The organism is Streptomyces sp. Tue6028, assembly GCF_002300165.1.
Classification (GTDB): Bacteria; Actinomycetota; Actinomycetes; order Streptomycetales; family Streptomycetaceae; genus Streptomyces; species Streptomyces siamensis.
In genome coordinates this window covers 88,861-105,673 of record NZ_MLCE01000025.1, presented here as the reverse complement: position 1 = coordinate 105,673, position 16,813 = coordinate 88,861, and the positions used below count along the sequence as shown (strand labels likewise).

Annotated in this window: 15 protein-coding genes; 1 reads left to right on the top strand and 14 read right to left on the bottom strand. The window is 70.5% G+C overall.

Features of this window, described 5'->3' with window-relative positions; genetic code table 11:
* From BKI49_RS24555 to BKI49_RS24520, 8 genes are all read right to left on the bottom strand, one after another.
* On the bottom strand, positions 1–615 hold the full coding sequence (locus tag BKI49_RS24555; protein ID WP_028801960.1) for a response regulator transcription factor: 615 nt from the start codon (positions 613–615) through the stop codon (positions 1–3).
* Positions 612–1,796 (bottom strand): sensor histidine kinase, encoded by a 1,185-nt coding sequence (locus BKI49_RS24550; RefSeq protein ID WP_095936453.1) that lies wholly within the window; start codon positions 1,794–1,796, stop codon positions 612–614. Before BKI49_RS24550 ends, BKI49_RS24555 begins: the two co-directional genes overlap by 4 nt.
* A complete protein-coding gene (locus BKI49_RS24545; protein ID WP_095936452.1) occupies positions 1,793–2,533 on the bottom strand; it encodes an ABC transporter permease in 741 nt (246 codons plus the stop codon). Before BKI49_RS24545 ends, BKI49_RS24550 begins: the two co-directional genes overlap by 4 nt.
* Positions 2,530–3,453, bottom strand: coding sequence for an ABC transporter ATP-binding protein (locus BKI49_RS24540; RefSeq protein WP_179332563.1), 924 nt, complete (start codon positions 3,451–3,453; stop codon positions 2,530–2,532). Before BKI49_RS24540 ends, BKI49_RS24545 begins: the two co-directional genes overlap by 4 nt.
* A 170-nt stretch (positions 3,454–3,623) precedes the next feature.
* Positions 3,624–5,756 carry a hypothetical protein gene (locus BKI49_RS24535; RefSeq protein ID WP_095936450.1) on the bottom strand — a complete coding sequence of 711 codons (2,133 nt, stop codon included), beginning with the start codon at positions 5,754–5,756 and terminating at the stop codon, positions 3,624–3,626.
* A gap of 160 nt (positions 5,757–5,916) precedes the next feature.
* A complete protein-coding gene (locus BKI49_RS24530; RefSeq protein WP_095936449.1) occupies positions 5,917–6,336 on the bottom strand; it encodes a DUF6113 family protein in 420 nt (139 codons plus the stop codon).
* Positions 6,333–7,235 carry an N-acetyl-1-D-myo-inositol-2-amino-2-deoxy-alpha-D-glucopyranoside deacetylase gene (mshB, locus tag BKI49_RS24525; protein WP_095936448.1) on the bottom strand — a complete coding sequence of 301 codons (903 nt, stop codon included), beginning with the start codon at positions 7,233–7,235 and terminating at the stop codon, positions 6,333–6,335. The genes BKI49_RS24530 and mshB overlap by 4 nt, the downstream gene beginning before the upstream one ends.
* A 60-nt stretch (positions 7,236–7,295) precedes the next feature.
* Positions 7,296–7,490 (bottom strand): hypothetical protein, encoded by a 195-nt coding sequence (locus BKI49_RS24520; protein WP_028801953.1) that lies wholly within the window; start codon positions 7,488–7,490, stop codon positions 7,296–7,298.
* 175 nt (positions 7,491–7,665) lie between these two features.
* Here BKI49_RS24520 and BKI49_RS24515 point away from each other — a divergent pair, with 175 nt between their 5' ends.
* Positions 7,666–9,822 carry a S9 family peptidase gene (locus BKI49_RS24515; RefSeq protein ID WP_095936447.1) on the top strand — a complete coding sequence of 719 codons (2,157 nt, stop codon included), beginning with the start codon at positions 7,666–7,668 and terminating at the stop codon, positions 9,820–9,822.
* Positions 9,823–9,939: 117 nt separating this feature from the next.
* Here BKI49_RS24515 and BKI49_RS24510 read toward each other — a convergent pair whose 3' ends face one another.
* The 6 genes from BKI49_RS24510 to BKI49_RS24485 form a co-directional block, all read right to left on the bottom strand.
* A complete protein-coding gene (locus BKI49_RS24510) occupies positions 9,940–10,506 on the bottom strand; it encodes a hypothetical protein (protein WP_257004938.1) in 567 nt (188 codons plus the stop codon).
* Between the two features lie 290 nt (positions 10,507–10,796).
* Positions 10,797–11,882 (bottom strand): ABC transporter ATP-binding protein, encoded by a 1,086-nt coding sequence (locus BKI49_RS24505; protein WP_095936446.1) that lies wholly within the window; start codon positions 11,880–11,882, stop codon positions 10,797–10,799.
* On the bottom strand, positions 11,863–12,858 hold the full coding sequence (locus BKI49_RS24500) for an ABC transporter ATP-binding protein (protein WP_095936486.1): 996 nt from the start codon (positions 12,856–12,858) through the stop codon (positions 11,863–11,865). Before BKI49_RS24500 ends, BKI49_RS24505 begins: the two co-directional genes overlap by 20 nt.
* Before the next feature lie 5 nt (positions 12,859–12,863).
* The gene (locus BKI49_RS24495; RefSeq protein WP_095936445.1) at positions 12,864–13,841 is read right to left on the bottom strand and encodes an ABC transporter permease; all 978 of its coding nucleotides are present in this window, start codon (positions 13,839–13,841) and stop codon (positions 12,864–12,866) included.
* On the bottom strand, positions 13,834–14,757 hold the full coding sequence (locus BKI49_RS24490; RefSeq protein WP_095936444.1) for an ABC transporter permease: 924 nt from the start codon (positions 14,755–14,757) through the stop codon (positions 13,834–13,836). Before BKI49_RS24490 ends, BKI49_RS24495 begins: the two co-directional genes overlap by 8 nt.
* 63 nt (positions 14,758–14,820) lie before the next feature.
* Positions 14,821–16,449: a peptide ABC transporter substrate-binding protein gene (locus BKI49_RS24485; protein ID WP_095936443.1), complete on the bottom strand. Its 1,629-nt coding sequence runs from the start codon at positions 16,447–16,449 to the stop codon at positions 14,821–14,823.
* Between the last annotated feature and the right edge of the window lie 364 nt (positions 16,450–16,813).

Below are 16,813 nucleotides of genomic sequence, written 5' to 3'. Positions count from 1 at the left end.
CTACAGCCAGCCCTTCTCGCGGGCGATCCGTACCGCCTCCGCCCTGTTGCGGACCGCCAGCTTCTGGATGGCCGTGGACAGGTAGTTGCGGACGGTGCCCTGGGAGAGATGGAGGGCGGCGGCCAGCTCGGCATTGGTGGAGCCGTCGGCCGCGGCGCGCAGCACCTCACGCTCACGGTCGGTCAGCGGGTTGGCCCCCTCGGCGAGCGCCGCGGCGGCGAGGGTCGGGTCGATGACCCGCTCTCCGTCCAGCACCTTCCGTACCGCCGCGGCGAGTTGGGCCGCGGGGGCGTCCTTCACCAGGAAGGCGTCCGCGCCGGACTCCATGGCGCTGCGCAGATAGCCGGGGCGGCCGAACGTCGTCAGGATGAGCAACTTGACGTCCGGGAGGGCCGCGTGGACCTCGGCCGCCGCCTCGATGCCCGTCCTGCCCGGCATCTCGATGTCGAGGAGCGCGACGTCGACGTCGTGCTCGCGGGCGGCGGCCAGCACCTCGTCGCCGCGCGCCACCTGGGCGACCACCTCGATGTCCGGTTCCAGGCCCAGCAGGGCTGCCAGCGCCTCGCGGACCATCGACTGGTCCTCGGCGAGCAGGACCTTGATCGTGCGGCTCATGCCCCGGATCCTACGGGGTCGTCCGCGGCGTCCGCGCCCCCCTCCGCTCCCGTCAGCGGCACCCGTGCGACCAGCCGGAACCCGTGCCGCACCCGGCCGGCCTCCAGTGTTCCGCCCGCCTTCTCCAGGCGTTCGGTCAGCCCGGTCAGACCGTTGCCGTGCGAGCCGCCGGAGCCGCCGGAGCCGTCGTCCTCCACGGACAGTTCGAGCACCGGCCCGTCCAGCGTCTGGCGGCGCAGGAGCTCCACGGCGCAGCGCCGGGCCCCGCTGTGCCGTACGACGTTGGTGACCGCCTCGCGCAGCGCCCAGGCGAGCGCCGACTCGCTCTCCTCGGGCACGCCGGTGAGATCGGGTTCGACCGGCAGGTCGGCCCGCACGCCCGCCGCGGTCAGCGCGACCTGGGTGCCGGCGAGTTCACCGGCGAGCCGGGGCCGGCGGTAACCGGTGACCGCCTCGCGCACGTCGACGAGGGCCTGGCGGCTGACCTGTTCGATGTCGGCGACCTGCTGGGCCGCCTTCTCCGGGTGGTCGGGAAGCATCCGCCCGGCCAGTTCGCTCTTCAGCGTGATCAGCGAGAGCGAGTGCCCGAGCAGGTCGTGCAGGTCTCTGGCGAGCCGCAACCGCTCTTCGTTCGCGGCGAGTTGGGCCACCGTGGCGCGGGCCTCGCGCAGCGCGATGGTGGTCCGCAGGAGCTCGCGCACGCCGGTCATGGCGAACCCGCCGAGGAAGGCGGGGATGAGCAGTCCCGCCAGATATGCCTTGCCGCCCGGGACGATCAGGGCGACCGTCGTCAGCACGGCCGCCACGGTGGGGATGGTCAGGCGCGCCCAGCGCAGCGGGAGGGCCGCGCCGGCCGCGATGGCCACGTACACGAACAGCACGAGCCATTCCCGCCCCAGCGTGAGGGAGAGGACGGCCGCCTGCGTCGCGAGGGCGCCCAGGGAGCCGAGCACCAGCCTGTTGCTCTCCCCGCGCCCCGTACGGAAGACGAGGGCGCCGTACCAGAGCACGAATGCGATCAGGCCGATCCAGCCGAGCACCACGACACCGGTGCTGTGTCCGCCGTGCACGAGGTCGCTGACCGGCGCGCTCAGGTAGACGAGCCAGATGCCGGTCCACACGACCTTGACGATCTGCTGCTTGCGGTTCTGCGGGCGCTGCCCGATGCCGACGCTGCTCACGCCTTCAGCGTGTCCTTCCGGTACAGCCAGGCCGCGCCGCCCACGAACAGGACGAAGGAGACGGCGAGGATGGCGAGGTCCTTCGCGTGCGGGGCGTCGCCGAGTTCGATGGCCTGCCCGAGGGCAGCGTACGCGTGCGTGGGCAGCCACTTGGCGATGTTCTGCAGCCAGTCGGGGAAGGTGGTGGTGGGCATCCACAGGCCACCGAGCATCGACAGACCGAAGTAGGTGATCATCGTGATCGGGCGGACCGCGTCACCGCTGGCGAGGTAGCCGATGGCGACGCCCAGCGCGGCGAAGACGAGGCTCCCGGCCCAGATGGCGAGGGTGAGGGCGATCCACTGCCAGGCGTCCAGCCGTACGTTCTTCACGGCCGCGGCGACCACGAAGACGATCACGATCGAGGGCAGGCTGATCACGGCGGCGCTCGCCGTCTTCGCGAACACATAGCCGCGGCCCGGGAGCGTGGTGAGCCTCAACTGCCGTACCCAGCCGCTCTCGCGCTCCTTGGCGATGCGCTCGCTGTTGCCCATCAGGACGGCGGTCAGGGCGCCGAAGGACGCCATGGAGACCATGAAGAAGGTCGGCAGGTTCAGGCCCGTCCCGTCGACCTCGGTCGTGCTGTCGGCGCTGCCCGCGATCAGCAGGAACAGGGCCGAGGGGTAGATCACCGAGAAGAACAGGAACTTGCGGTTGCGCAGGGCGCGGGTGATCTCCAGTTTGATCAGGCTGTTCACTTCGCCTTCGCCTCCTCGGCGGCCGTGATGGCGACGAAGGCCTGCTCGAGACCGAGCCCGGACACTTCGAGGTTGCGGGGGTAGACACCGAGCCCGTACAGCGCGTGCACGGTCGCGTCGGCGTCGGAGGACTGGATGCGGACGGTCTGCCCGGACACGTCGACGGACGTCAGGAAGGGCAGCGCGCGCAGCGGGCCCTCGTCGATCGGACCCTCCAGGTCGAAGGAGATCCGGCGGGCGCCGGCCTTCGCCTTGATCTCGGCCGCGGTGCCGTCGGCCAGCAGTCGGCCCCGGTGCAGGACGAGCACCCGGTCGGCTATCGCGTCGGCCTCCTCCAGGTAGTGCGTGGCGAACAGGACCGTGCGCCCCTGGTCGGCCTGTTCGCGCATGGTCGCCCAGAAGGACTGGCGGGCGGAGACGTCCATGCCGGTGGTGGGCTCGTCGAGCACGATCAGGTCGCTGTCGCCCGCGGTGGCGAGGGCGAAGCGGACGCGCTGTGCCTGGCCGCCGGAGAGCTTGTTGACCTTGCGGTCGGCGATCGGGGAGATCCCGGCCCGGGCGAGGACGTCCTGGACGCGGAAGGGCTTCGGGTGCAGGTCGCACGCGAGCTTCACCAGCTCGCCCACCGTGACCTCGTCCATCAGCCCGCCGCTCTGCAGCATGGCGCCCACCCGGCCGCCGACGATGGCCTCGCGCGGGCTGGTGCCGAAGACCCGGACCGCGCCGCTGTCGGCCTGCTTGAGGCCGAGGAGGAGGTCGAGGGTCGTGGACTTGCCCGCGCCGTTGGGGCCCAGCAGAGCGACGGTCTCGCCCGGGTGCAGGTCGAGGGTCAGCCCGTCCACGGCCCGTACGCTGCCGTAGGTCTTGGTCACCGATTCGAAGCCGACCACCGAGGTGGCGGTCGCCGCAGTCGTTGTCATGGCATCCATCCTGGCGACGGACGGGGTGCCCGGGGCAGTGCAGCTTGTCGTCTCTCGGAGATGACAGATGTCATGTGCGGCGGGTGGCACGCCACTTCGCGCCGCGCGTGGTCCCGGTCGCGCGGAAGGGGGCCCGGTCGTGACCGGGCCCCCTTCCAACCGGCTCGGGACTAATTCGGGTTGGTCTCGATGACCGCGACGCGGTTGGTCTTGCTCATCAGCGCCTGGCGGAGGGCGCCGTAGACGTCCTGCGGGGTGACGGGCGTCTTCTTGCCGTTGGCCCGGGTGATGAGCACCCCGTCGAACGTCTGACCGTACAGCTCCTTCAGGGCGTTCAGGTCCGGCTTGTCGGTCAGCTTGCCGTCGGGGGTCGCTTCCACCCCGAGGAACTTCCACAGCGAGTTCTGCGGGCTCATCGGGATCGAGTGCACCGCGTCCGTCTGCACGGTCACGTTGGCCGACATCGCCGGCTTCGCGAACTTCGCCATCATCCGGTCGACCTCGGCGTTCGCGACCTTCGGCTGACGCGTCGTGGTGGCGACCTTCACCGGAGCGGTCGCGCCGGTCTCCACCTGGGCGCGGTACGCGTCCTGCACGGCCTGGGTCGAGGAGGCCACGTCGATGCCCTTGCCCGCCTTGCCGTACACAGGGACGGCCTTGCCGGACACGAACTTGATCGTGCCGTCCTGCATCGACCCGGAGCCGCCCGCGACGCCCTCCAGCGCGGCCTGGAGCTTCTCCTCGTCGACCGGCATCACGGGCTCGACCACGCGCTCCTGGCCGAACAGCGACCCGATCACCGAGACGGGGTTGTAGTCGCTGCCCGCCGCGGCACGGACCGTGGCCTGGCTGTCGAGCTGGAGCCCGGCCTGGTCCGGCTTGAGGGCGACGGTGTCGCCGTCGACCGACAGCTTGAGCGCCGTGTTCGTGCGGTCGCCGAGGGCGTCGTCGAGCTTCCTGACGGCGTCGTCGCGGGTGCCGCCGCCGATGTCGACGCCGAGCACGGTGGTGCCCTTGGGCACGTCCGAGTGGTTCATCAGAAGGCCGGCGCCGTAGGCACCGCCGACGAGGACCACCACGAGGACGCCCAGGAGGGCCGGCTTGTTGCGGCCCTTCTTCTTGTTCTTGGCCGGCTTCGACGAGGCCGGGGGCTGCTGGACCGGCTCGGGAAGCTTCGGCGGGGTGTGCGGCATCGGTCCATCGGTGTGCGCGCCCGGCGCGAACGGAGCGTTCTGCGCGGACGGCACGACGGGGATGCCGCTGGTCAGGGTGTGACCGGAGACGTTGTCCCCGGGGGCGCCGTAGCCGCCGGGGCCCGGCTCGGGGGCCGGCTTCTGCGGCGTGAGGATCGCGGTGTCGTCGCTCAGACCGCCGCTGAGGCCGCCGCCGGGCACGGCACCGGGAGCACCGGAGCCGCCGGGTCCGCCCGGACCCTGCCTCGCGGCCAGGCTGCCGGGCGCCACACCGGGACCGGCGGGCGGCACCATCGGGCCGTCCCCGGTGACCGGGCCGCCGGTCGGGCCCGCGGGTCCGCCCTGGCCGTTCTCCGCGAAGTACGGGAGGTCGTCGCGGCGCGGCTCGGAGCCGCCCGCGCCGACGGCGGGGAAGGAGCCGGTGCTGCCGAGTGCTCCGGAGACGTCGAAGGAACCCGTGCCGCCACCGTGGCCGGGGGCCACGGGTCCGGCGCCGGTGGCGCCGGGCAGCCCGGCACCGTTCGTGCCGCCGGGACGGGGAGGGTTCGCCCCGCCACCGGGCCGGGCTCCGGCCGGGGGACCCGGCCGCGCGCCGTTCTGGCCACCGGGGCGCCCGCCCTGCGCGGGCGCGGCGGCCGAACCGCCGGTGACACCCGCTCCGTTGGTGGATCCGCCGCCCGGCCCGCCCTTGGGCGCACCGGACTTGCGGGGCGCGAACCAGTCGCTCGCCTTCTCCTCGGCCGCTGCGGGCGCAGCGCCGGATTGGTCAGCGGGCACGGGCGCGGGGGCGGAGCCGGCGGCCGGCGCCGGCGAACCGGCGTTCCGCGGCGGCTCCGACGGGTTCCCGCTGCCGTCGGCGGCGTCGGCGGACGTGTCCGCGTCCGCGACGGGTGTGCGCACGACGACGGGCGGGATGGGCCGCGATCCGGGGATGTTGATCCGGATGCGCGTCGTCAGCGTTGTCTCGGTCTTGCGCTCCTCCGGCGGATTGCCGGCGTCGGCACCGCTCTGGGAAGCCATGGGGGTCCCGTACGGCGGCGTCCCCGACGGGTACGCGGCTCCACCGCGCCCGTTGGGCCCGGAGGACGAACTGTCAGTTTCACGACTCAAGGCAGGTTCTCCCGGTTGGCTCCACCGCCCGTTTACTCGACCTCATCTCGGGCAGTTCGGCGGCGCGCACCACCATACTGGCCGTGTCCGGCGCGCAAACCTCGCCCGCGAAGGAAACCCGCACGGGACCCGCACCTGTCCGATGCGGCGAAGTGGTACGTCACTTGCCAAGTCGGACGTCGGAGGCGTCCGGTTGCCGCCCCTGACCGAGGGTGGCGCACATCACAGCGACAGCCATGCCGCCGAGCAGGAAGAGATAGGAGACAAGGCCCGCGCCGAACAGGAAGTCGCCCTCGGGGCGGCTGGCGGTGAGCAGGATGACGGCCACCAGCCAGCCGGCCGCGGGAGCGACGGCCCCGGCACGCGTGCCGGTCGCCCGGCTGCCTCCGAGGAAGAGTCCGGCCGCACCCGCGAGCGCGAGCAGCAGTCCGAGGGGGAACCAGCCGGACTGCACCAGCGCCCCGGCTGCGCCCACGAGGGCGCCGAGCAGAAAGAGCCCCAGGTAAACGGCGATCCGCCCGGCGGAGGGCCGTGTCAGCGGCTGCGCGAGCATGCTCCCGCGCTGTCCGGTCGTACTCATCGCGCGTCCGCTTCCTCTCGGTCGATCCCCGCGAACAGGTCGGTCTCCCGCGTCCCGGGCCGCTCCCCGCTCACCAACTCGTAGTACTCGGTGGTGAAGAGCGGCTGCGCCAGCTGGTTCGAGAGGATGAACCAGGGCTCGGACACCTCGATCTGGGTGGCGTGGGCCCGCATGGCGGCCGCTTTGGCGGCGGCGTACGCGGTTCCGTCGATCTCGGTGGTGATCGCCGTGTCGTCGACGACACCCGGGACGTCGGCGAGGTCGGCGGACCGGGTGAACGGCAGCTCCGGGAGCGCTTCCCGCAGCCGCGCGAACGCCTGCTCGCCCACGGAGCGCGGCACCCGGTTCCAGTAGACCTTGGTGATCTTCCAGGGGTCGCCGAGATCGCGGCGGAAGGCGCCGTCACCGGCGAGCTCGGCGGCGCGCACGGCCACGCGGTGGGCCTTGATGTGGTCGGGGTGCCCGTATCCGCCGTCGGGGTCGTAGGTGACGAGCACCTGGGGGCGCACCTCGCGGATCACGGCGACGAGGTCACCGGCGGCCTCGTCGAGGTCGGCGGACCAGAAGGCACCGGCGCGACGGTTCTGTTCGACGCCCATCATCCCGGAGTCGCGATGGCGTCCCTGACCGCCCAGGAACCGGTGGTCGGTGACGCCCAGTTCCTTCATGGCGGTGGCCAGCTCGCCCGCCCGGTACGGCCCGAGCCCGCCCTCGCGGTCGGGCGCCAGGTGGGCGAGTCCGGGCGGGATGACCTCGCCCTCCTCACCGAGAGTGCAGGTCACCAGCGTCACCTGGGCGCCCTCGGCCGCGTACTTGGCCATGGTCGCGCCGTTGTTGATCGACTCGTCGTCCGGGTGCGCATGCACCAGGAGCAGACGCCGGTCGGGCAGTTCCGTCATGGAACCCACCCTACGAGGCGGCCGCCCTCGTCCCGAGCCGGGCGCGGTCGCCGGACGGGCTCAGAACTTGATGCTGCCGATCATCCCCGCGATGTTCGTGGTCAGCTCGTTGATCGTGGGAGCGACCGTCGAGGAGGCGAGGTAGAAACCGAGCAGGACACACACGATGGCGTGGGCGGCCTTCAGCCCTGACTTCTTCACCAGGATGAAGACGATGATCGCCAGCAGCACCACCGCCGAAATCGAGAGTGCCACGGCGGTTCACCTCCAAAGATCCCAGGGACATGGGGGGTCGGACATGGGGGTCGTAAATACATACAGGAGCCAGCAGGTTCATACCCACGCAGCGCTAGTGATCATAACTATCCGTACGCGCGCATCGATCGGCGCACGGCCGCACAAGGGGGCGCATGGCCAATATGGTCGGGGCATGACGAGCGAGCCTTTCTCCTTCCCGCGTCGGTACGCCCGGACGCAGCGGTTCACCTCCGGCGCACCACGGGCGTTCACGGTGTCTCCCGACGGTTCCCGTGTCGTGTTCCTGCGGTCCCTCTCCGGTACGGACCGGGCGCATCACCTGTGGGTCCTCGATGTGCCCCGGGACGGGGCGGGAGCCTCCCCGGGCGGTGGCGGGGAGCGGGTCGCGGCCGATCCAGGGGCGCTGCTCGGCGGCGCGGGCGAGGAGCTGTCTCCGGAGGAGCGGGCGCGCCGTGAACGCAGCCGTGAGGGCGGTGCCGGGATCGTCGGCTACGCCACCGACACCGCGGTCGAGCTGGCCTCTTTCGCCCTGTCGGGGAGGCTTTTCACGGCGGAGCTGCGGGCCGGGACGGCGCGTGAACTCCCCGTGGCGGGACCGGTGATCGACCCGCGCCCGTCGCCCGACGGCCGGTTCGTCGCGTACGCGGCCGGGGGCGCCCTCCGGGTCGTCGGCGCCGAGGGCGAGGACGACCGGGCCCTGGCGGAGCCGGAGCCGGCCGCGGGCGAGGGGTCGGTCTCGTACGGGCTGGCCGAGTTCATCGCGGCCGAGGAGATGGGGCGTTCGCGCGGGTTCTGGTGGTCGCCCGAGAGCGACCGGCTGCTCGTCGCGCGGGTCGACGACACGCCCGTGCAGCGCTGGTGGATCGCCGATCCCGCGCAGCCCGGGACCGAGCCGCGGCGGGTCGCGTATCCGGTGGCGGGCAGCGCCAACGCGGACGTACGACTCTTCGTCATCACGCTCGACGGGGTGCGCACGGAGGTCTCCTGGGACCGGGCGCGCTACCCCTATCTGGCGCATGTGCACTGGTCAGCAGGGGGTGCGCCGCTGATCCTGGTGCAAGCGCGGGACCAGCGCAGCCAGCTGTTCCTGGCCGTGGACCCGGACACCGGGACGACCCGCATGGTGCACGCGGACGAAGATCCACAATGGCTGGATCTTTTCCCTGGTGTGCCGTGCTGGAGCCCCGCCGGACAGCTCGTGCGGATCGCCGACGAGGGCGGGGCCCGGGTGCTCGCCTTCGGTGAACGCCCGTTGACGGGGCCGCAGTTGCACGTGCGTGCGGTGCTCGACGTGTCGGACGACGACGTGCTGGTCTCGGCGTCGGCGGGCGAGGCGGCACCCGCCCCGGAGACCGGCGAAGTGCATGTGTACCGCGTGAACGAGCTCGGAGTGGAGCGCGTCTCGCAGGAACCCGGCGTGCACTCGGCCGTGCGCGCCGGCGGCGTGACCGTGCTCGCCTCCTCGGTGCTCGACCAGCCGGGCGTCCAGGTCCATGTCCTGCGCGAGGGGAAGACGATCGCGACCGTACCTTCCCTTGCGGAAAGTCCCGGTCTGTCCCCGCGCGTGACTCTCACACAGGGGGGCGCACGGGAAATCCCATGCGCCGTGCTTATGCCTACTGACTACGACGGTGTCACTCCCCTCCCCGTCCTCATGGACCCCTACGGCGGCCCGCACGGCCCCCGGGTGCTCGCCGCGCACAACGCCCACCTCACCTCGCAGTGGTTCGCCGACCAGGGATTCGCCGTGATCGTCGCCGACGGGCGGGGCACCCCCGGCCGCTCCCCCGGCTGGGAGAAGGCGGTCCGCGACGACTTCACGCTCTCTCTCGACGACCAGATCGACGCCCTCCAGGGCCTCGCGGAGACCTTCCCGCTCGACCTGTCCCGGGTGGCGATCCGCGGCTGGTCGTACGGGGGGTGGCTCGCGGGGCTCGCCGTGCTGCGCCGGCCCGACGTGTTCCACGCGGGCATCGCCGGCGCCCCGGTCACGGACTGGCGGCTCTACGACACCCACTACACCGAGCGGTACCTCGGTGACCCCGCGACCGACCCGCACACGTACGCGCACAGCTCGCTGATCACCGACGAGGGCCTCTCCGAGCCCGCCGCCCGGCACGCCCCGCTGATGATCGTCCACGGCCTCGCCGACGACAACGTGGTGGTGGCGCACGCCCTGCGGCTGTCCTCCGCGCTGCTGGCCGCCGGACGCCCGCACGAGGTGCTGCCCCTGTCGGGTGTCACGCACATGACCCCGCAGGAGCAGGTCGCCGAGAACCTGCTGCTGCTCCAGGTGGACTTCCTCAAGCGCGCCCTCGGACTCGCCTGACGCCCGGGCCCGCGGTTGCAGGTGCGCAGGGTCGCGGCGCACCGGACCGGACGGGTTCGCGGAAGGGGTCCCGCACGCCGGAGAGGTCCGGCGTGCGGGGCGGGACGGCGAGCGCCGTCAGTTGCAGGAGCCGACGCCGGAGTAGTTGTCGATGACGACCCTGCCGCCCGTCTTCATGTACGAGTACACCTTCCCGCAGTAGCCCTTCTTCTGGCGCACGGGTCCGGCGTAGGTGCTGAACGTGCCGAAGTCCTCGTCGTCCGGGGTGGCGGTGTAGTTGTCCTTCAACCGGATACCCATCGACTGGGCCGAGCCGGTCTCGTTGAACAGCACACCGCAGGTCGGCACGTCGTAGATGCGGTCACCGGTGGTGGTGCCGTCGGTGTACACGTAGACGGTCGCGTAGCGGGCGGAGTCGCTCGGCAGCCGCTCCGCGGTGATGACCTTCGTGTAGTCGGCCCCGCAGACCGTCCCGGCCCGGGCGGCGACCGACGGGTTCGCGGCCACGACGGAGCGGGTCTCCTTCGACGCCTGGCGCGCGAAGGTGAGGTCGTCGGCGTCGACGGCCGAGGCGCGGTGCGGCGGTGTGTCGGTGGCGGCCAGAGCCTGGCCCGGCACGGTCGTGCCGAGCAGCGCCAGAGCGGCGACGGTCATGACGGAGCGGAACGCGGTCTTCGCGCGCATGTGAACATCCCCCTGATGTCGGCGTCAACAGGGGCGCCCGGCCTGGTCGGTGGCCGGCTCCCCACGAGACACACGGGAACCTATCAACGCACCCATCACTTCAACAGATCTTTACCGGTCGCGGGCCACGAGCCCGCCCGGCACGGCAACGAGCCGGGGTGACATGGCGCACCCCGGCTCGTTCACGGCACCCGCACGGCCGTACGGTGTTCACCTTGGCGCGTCCGTATATCGGTACCGCTTCCGCCAAGTTGCCTGCGTGTTAACGACGTTCATCCGGGTTTGCACACTTATGGCGCCGACTCCGGCCCTTCCGCGGGGGGTTCACCGCCCGGCTCCTCCGGCGGGACGACCTGCTTCTCCTCCGCGAAGTGACACGCCGAGTCGTGCGCGGCCGGCCCCTCGGTGAACCGGAACTCCGCGGGCACCGCGAGCAGCGGCACTTCCAGCGCGCACCGCTCCTGTGCCTTCCAGCAGCGGGTGCGGAAGCGGCACCCGGACGGCACGTTCGCCGGGGACGGCACGTCGCCGGTCAGGATGATCCGCTCCCGGTGCTCCCGGGCCTCCGGATCGGGCACCGGCACGGCGGACAGCAGGGCCTGGGTGTAGGGGTGCGTCGGATGGTCGTAGATCTCGGCGTCCCTGCCGGTCTCCACGATCCGCCCGAGGTACATCACCCCGACCCGGTCGGAGATGTGCCGCACGATCGACAGGTCGTGCGCGATGAAGACGTACGACAGGTCGAACTCGTCCTGCAGCCGCTCCAGCAGGTTGACCACCTGGGCCTGCACGGAGACGTCGAGCGCGGACACCGGCTCGTCGGCGACGATGATCTCGGGCCGCAGCGCCAGCCCGCGCGCGATGCCGATGCGCTGGCGCTGGCCCCCGGAGAACTGGTGCGGATAGCGGTTGACGTACTCCGGGTTGAGTCCGACCACGTCGAGCAGATCCTGGACCCTCCTGCGGCGGTCGCCCTTCGGCGCGACCTCGGGATGGATCTCGTACGGCTCCCCGATGATGTCGCCGACGGTCATGCGCGGGTTGAGCGAGGTGTACGGGTCCTGGAAGACCATCTGGATGTTGCGGCGCACGGCCTTGAGCGCCCTGCCGGACAGCCGGGTGATGTCCTCGCCCTTGTACTTGATGGTCCCGGCCGTGGGCCGCTCCAGGTTGACCAGCATCCTGGCCACCGTGGACTTGCCGCAGCCGGACTCGCCGACGATGCCGAGGGTCTCTCCGCGCCCGAGGCGGAAGTCGACCCCGTCGACGGCCTTGACCTCGCCGATCTGCTTCTTGAACAGGATCCCCCGGGTGAGCGGGTAGTGCTTGACCAGCCCGTCGACCTCCAGGATCGTCTCAGCCGTCGTGTCGGCCATCGAGGCACTCCCTCCAGAAGAAGCAGGCGCTCCTGCGGGCCCCGCCGCTGCCCTCCACCTCCGCCTGCGGCGGCACGTCGGTCCGGCAGACGTCGCGGGCCATCGGGCAGCGCGGGTGGAAGGCGCAACCCGGCGGAATGCGCATGAGGTTGGGCGGCAGCCCCTTGATGGCGTAGAGCTCGTGGCCCTTCTGGTCGAGCCGCGGGATCGAGTCCAGGAGGCCCCTCGTGTACGGGTGGGCGGGTGCCTTGTAGATGTCGTGCACGGGTGCCGACTCCACGATCCGTCCCGCGTACATCACGGCGATCCGGTCGGCGACGTCGGCGACCACGCCGAGGTCGTGGGTGATGAGGATGAGCCCCATGTGGAGTTCGCGCCGCAACTCGGCGAGCAGATCCATGACCTGGGCCTGGACGGTGACGTCGAGCGCGGTGGTCGGCTCGTCGGCGATGATCAGAGCGGGCTCCAGGGCCAGCGCCATGGCGATCATGATGCGCTGGCGCATGCCGCCGGAGAACTGGTGCGGATAGTCGCGCACCCGGTCGGCGGCGGCCGGGATACGGACCCGGTCCATCAGCTCGACCGCCTTGGCGCGGGCGTCCTTGCGGGACATGCCGCGGTGCACCACGAACATCTCGCCGAGCTGGTCGCCGACGCTGAGCACCGGATTCAGGGCGGACAGCGCGTCCTGGAAGATCATCGCCATCCCGGCGCCACGGACCTTGCGCCGCTCGTCCTCCTTGAGCGTGAGCAGGTCCCGGCCCTGGAAGAGGATCTCGCCGCCGGTGATGCGCGCGGGGGGTGTGTCGAGAATGCCCATCACGGCCTGCGCGGTCACCGACTTGCCGGAGCCCGATTCGCCGAGCACGGCGAGGGTCTCCCCCTCGTCCACGCCGTAGGCGACCCCGTTGACGGCTTTGGCGACACCGTCCCTGGTCCTGAACTCCACGTGCAGGTCACGCACTTCGAGCAGCACGGCCGTCACCTCAGCTTCGGGTCGAGGGCGTCGCGCACCGCGTCGCCGAGCATGATGAACGCGAGCACGGTGATCGCGAGCGCGCCGGCGGGCCACAGCAGCATGTGCGGGGCCTGGCGGATGTACGCCGACGCCGAGGAGATGTCGATGCCCCAGGAGACGGTCGGGGGTTTCAGACCGACGCCGAGGTAGGACAGCGTCGCCTCCAGGGCGATGTACGTGCCGAGCGCGATGGTGGCGACGACGATCACGGGCGCGACGGCGTTCGGGGCGATGTGCCGCAGCAGCAGCCGGGAGTTGGAGGCGCCGAGGGCGCGGGCGGCCTGCACGTAGTCGTTCTGCCGGGTCGTGATGACGGAGCCGCGGGCGATGCGGGAGATCTGCGGCCAGCCGAGCAGGACCATGAACCCGATGACCGGCCAGACCGTATTGCTGGTCACCACGGAGAGGAGGACCAGACCGCCGAGCACGACGGGGATGGCGAAGAAGATGTCGGTGATGCGGGACAGGATCGAGTCCCACACCCCGCCGTAGAACCCGGCCAGTCCGCCGAGCAGTGAACCGAGGAGGGCGACACCGAGGGTGGCGAGGACACCGACGCTGATCGAGATGCGGGTCCCGTACACGGTGCGTGTGTAGACGTCGCAGCCCTGGCCGTCGAAGCCGAAGGGATGTCCGGGCTGGGAACCCTCCTGGGCCTTGGCGAGGTCGCACTGGAGCGGGTTGCCGGAGGTGATCAGCGAGGGCCGGACGGAGATGACGACCAGGAAGAGGATGACCAGCGCGGAGACGATGAAGACGGGATTGCGCCGCAGGTCCCGCCACGCGTCGGACCACAGCGAGCGCGGTTTCTCCTGCGGTCCGGTGCCCTCGGGTCCGCCCGGCGTCTTCTCCAGGGTCAGGGCCTCGCCGGCGCCGAGGTCCATGGTGCCGCCCATCCCCGTGGGGGCGATGACGCCTTCCGGCTGCTGCGGTTCAGGCATAGCGGATCCTCGGGTCGAGTACGGCGTACAGCAGGTCGACGAGCAGGTTGGCCACCAGGAAGACGAGGACGAGGATGGTCACGAAGCCGACCACGGTCTGGGTGTTCTGCCGGACGATGCCCTGGTAGAGCTGGAAGCCGACGCCGTGGATGTTGAAGATCCGCTCGGTGACGATGGCGCCGCCCATCAGCGCGCCGATGTCGGTGCCGATGAAGGTGATCACGGGGATCAGCGAGTTGCGCAGCAGGTGCCGCGTGATCACTCTGCGCCGGGGCAGCCCCTTGGCGACGGCGGTGCGGACGTAGTCGGACCGTCTGTTCTCCGCGATGGAGGTGCGGGTCAGCCGGGTCACGTAGGCGAGCGACACGGACGCGAGGACCAGACCGGGGACGATCAGCTCGCCGAACGTGGCGTCCGGGGAGACGGACGGTCTGATCCAGCCCCACTCGACTCCGAGGAGCAGCTGGAGCAGCAGACCGGTCACGAAGGTCGGCACCGAGATGACGACGAGGGTGAGCAGCAGGACGCCGGTGTCGACGGGCCTGCCGCGGCGCAGACCGGTGACGACACCGAGCGAGATGCCGATGACGATCTCGAAGAGGATGGCGACGACCGTCAGCCGGATGGTGACCGGGAAGGAGCTGGCCATCAGCTCGGTGACCGGCTGCCCGTTGAACGCCGTCCCGAAGTCACCGGTGAACACTTTGCCCATGTATGTCAGGTATTGCTGCCATACGGGCTTGTCGAGGTTGTACTCCTGGCGCAGCTGAGCGGCCGTGGCGGGGTCGCACTGCTTGTCGCCGCACAGGCCGGCGATGGGGTCGCCCATCACGTTGACCATCAGGAAGATCAGCAGGGTGGCGCCGATGAAGACCGGGATCATCTGGAGCAGGCGCCGGATCACATACCGTCCCATGGAGTGGCTCCGGGGGTCGTGGGACAGCCGGCCGGCCGCGGACGGTCCGGCTGTCCCGGCGGCTCAGCTGACCTTGATCTCGTTGTAGACGGGGACGCTGAACTGGTTGAGCGCCACGTCGGAGAGCCGTTCCGAGTAGCCGGCGCTGCCGTTCTGGTACCAGAGCGGGATGGCGGCCATGTTGTCCCGCACGACGCCTTCGGCCTGCTGGAAGAGCTGGACGGCCTTGGCGCGGTCGGTCTCGGCGTTCGCCCGGTCGACGAGCTTGTCGAAGTCCTTGTTCGACCACTTGCCGTCGTTGGAGGAGGCGTTCGTGTAGTACAGCGGCTGCAGGAAGTTCTGGATGAGCGGGTAGTCCATCTGCCAGCCGGCCCGGAAGGGACCGGGCATCTTGTGCTGGTCGATCTGCTTGCGGAAGTCCGCGAAGGTGCCGACCGGATTGCCGACACAGGCCTTGTCGTTGCTCAGCGCGTTGTTGATCGAGTTGCAGACGGCGTCGATCCACTCCTTGTGGGAGCCGGTGTCCGCGTTGTACGTGAGCTTGACCTGACCGCCGGGCAGGCCGCCGCCCTCCTGCACCAGCTGCTTGGCCTTGGCGGGGTCGTACTCGCAGGAGGCACCGCACAGCCCGTCCTGGAAGCCGCCGTCCTTGCCGAGGACCGGCGAGGTCCAGTCGCTGGCCGGAGTGCGGGTCTTCTGGAAGATCGTGTCGGTGATCTGCTTGCGGTTGATCGCCATCGACAGGCCCTGGCGGACCTTCTGCGCTCCGCTCGAGTCCCACTTCTTGTCGTAGAACGGGAAGGCGATCGTCTGGATGATGCCGGCCGGCGTGTTGATGTACCGGCCGCCGAGGTCGCTCTTCGCGTTCTTGAGCTGGGCGGCGGGCACGTCGTCGACGAGGTCGAGGTTGCCGGCCAGCAGGTCGGTGTAGGCGGTGTTGTTGTCGGTGTAGACCTTGAGGTCCACTCCGTCGTTGCGCGCCTTGTCCTGCCCGGGGTAGGCGTCCCACTTGCGCAGGGACAGCTGCGAGCCCTTGGTGTAGGAATCCACCGTGTACGGCCCGTTGCCGACCGGCTTCTGGAGCCAGGCCGCGTGGTCGCTGAAGAACGCGCTGGGCAGCGGCGAGAAGGCCGCGTAGCCGAGGGTGTCGGGGAAGGTCGAGAACTTCTGGTTGAGCTTGACGGTGAACGTGTCGGTGCCGGTCGCCTTGAGCCCGGACAGCGTGTCGGCGCTCTGGGCGCCCGAGGAGGGGTGGACCTTGTCGTAGCCCTCGATGTAGCCGAAGAAGTACGCGTTCTTCTGCTTGTTCTTCAGGCTCGCCCCGTAGTTCCAGGCGTCGACGAAGGACTTCGCCGTGACGGCCTCGCCGTTGCTGAACTTCCAGCCGTCCTTCACGGTGATCGTGAAGTTCTGCGAGTCCGGGGTGTCGATCTTCTCGGCGAGCATGTTCTGGGCCGCGCCGGTCTTGGCGTCGTAGCGCTTCAGCCCGCGGAAGATCATGTCGAGGACCTTGCCGCCCTGCACCTCGTTGGTGTTCGCCGGCTCCAGCGGGTTCTGCGGGTCTCCCCAGGAGGAACTGAGGACTCCGGCGTTGCCACCGCCACCGTCTCCGCCGCCGCCTCCGCAGCCGGCCGTCGCGAGGGCGACGACCGTCGCACAAGCGGCCCATCTGGCGTGCGTGGCTCCACGCATGGAGTGCCTCCTCAAGAGTGCGCTGTGGCACCGGCTCCGGGTGTTCACGTCCGGCTCCGGTGCGCCCTGCCTGTAGCGCCCAATATCGGCACACACAGGACGTATCGCACATTCACCCCACCCGTCTGGACCCCACCGTCACCCGGATGCATTCGGAGGCGGTCGCTCCGGATGATCTTTGCAATGGATCTTCGCCGTTCGATGCAGAACCGTTGATTTGGGTGCACCAGATGTACGCATTCCGAGACTCCGGCGTCCGGTTATCGAACCCCTTGCCCGTTTCGCGTAGTTGGTCCGATTCCGGACACAGAACGGCCACGGTGCGCTACACGCGTAGTTACGCTGAGGTCAAGTCAAGGCAAAG

What these genes read in the sequence shown, in the direction of transcription:
- BKI49_RS24555 (WP_028801960.1), bottom strand. Translation starts at nt 615, where the DNA reads ATGAGCCGCACGATCAAGGTCCTGCTCGCCGAGGACCAGTCGATGGTC.
- BKI49_RS24540 (WP_179332563.1), bottom strand. Translation starts at nt 3,453, where the DNA reads ATGACAACGACTGCGGCGACCGCCACCTCGGTGGTCGGCTTCGAATCG.
- BKI49_RS24530 (WP_095936449.1), bottom strand. Translation starts at nt 6,336, where the DNA reads ATGAGTACGACCGGACAGCGCGGGAGCATGCTCGCGCAGCCGCTGACA.
- mshB (WP_095936448.1), bottom strand. Translation starts at nt 7,235, where the DNA reads ATGACGGAACTGCCCGACCGGCGTCTGCTCCTGGTGCATGCGCACCCG.
- BKI49_RS24515 (WP_095936447.1), top strand. Translation starts at nt 7,666, where the DNA reads ATGACGAGCGAGCCTTTCTCCTTCCCGCGTCGGTACGCCCGGACGCAG.
- BKI49_RS24510 (WP_257004938.1), bottom strand. Translation starts at nt 10,506, where the DNA reads ATGCGCGCGAAGACCGCGTTCCGCTCCGTCATGACCGTCGCCGCTCTG.
- BKI49_RS24505 (WP_095936446.1), bottom strand. Translation starts at nt 11,882, where the DNA reads ATGGCCGACACGACGGCTGAGACGATCCTGGAGGTCGACGGGCTGGTC.
- BKI49_RS24495 (WP_095936445.1), bottom strand. Translation starts at nt 13,841, where the DNA reads ATGCCTGAACCGCAGCAGCCGGAAGGCGTCATCGCCCCCACGGGGATG.
- BKI49_RS24490 (WP_095936444.1), bottom strand. Translation starts at nt 14,757, where the DNA reads ATGGGACGGTATGTGATCCGGCGCCTGCTCCAGATGATCCCGGTCTTC.
- BKI49_RS24485 (WP_095936443.1), bottom strand. Translation starts at nt 16,449, where the DNA reads ATGCGTGGAGCCACGCACGCCAGATGGGCCGCTTGTGCGACGGTCGTC.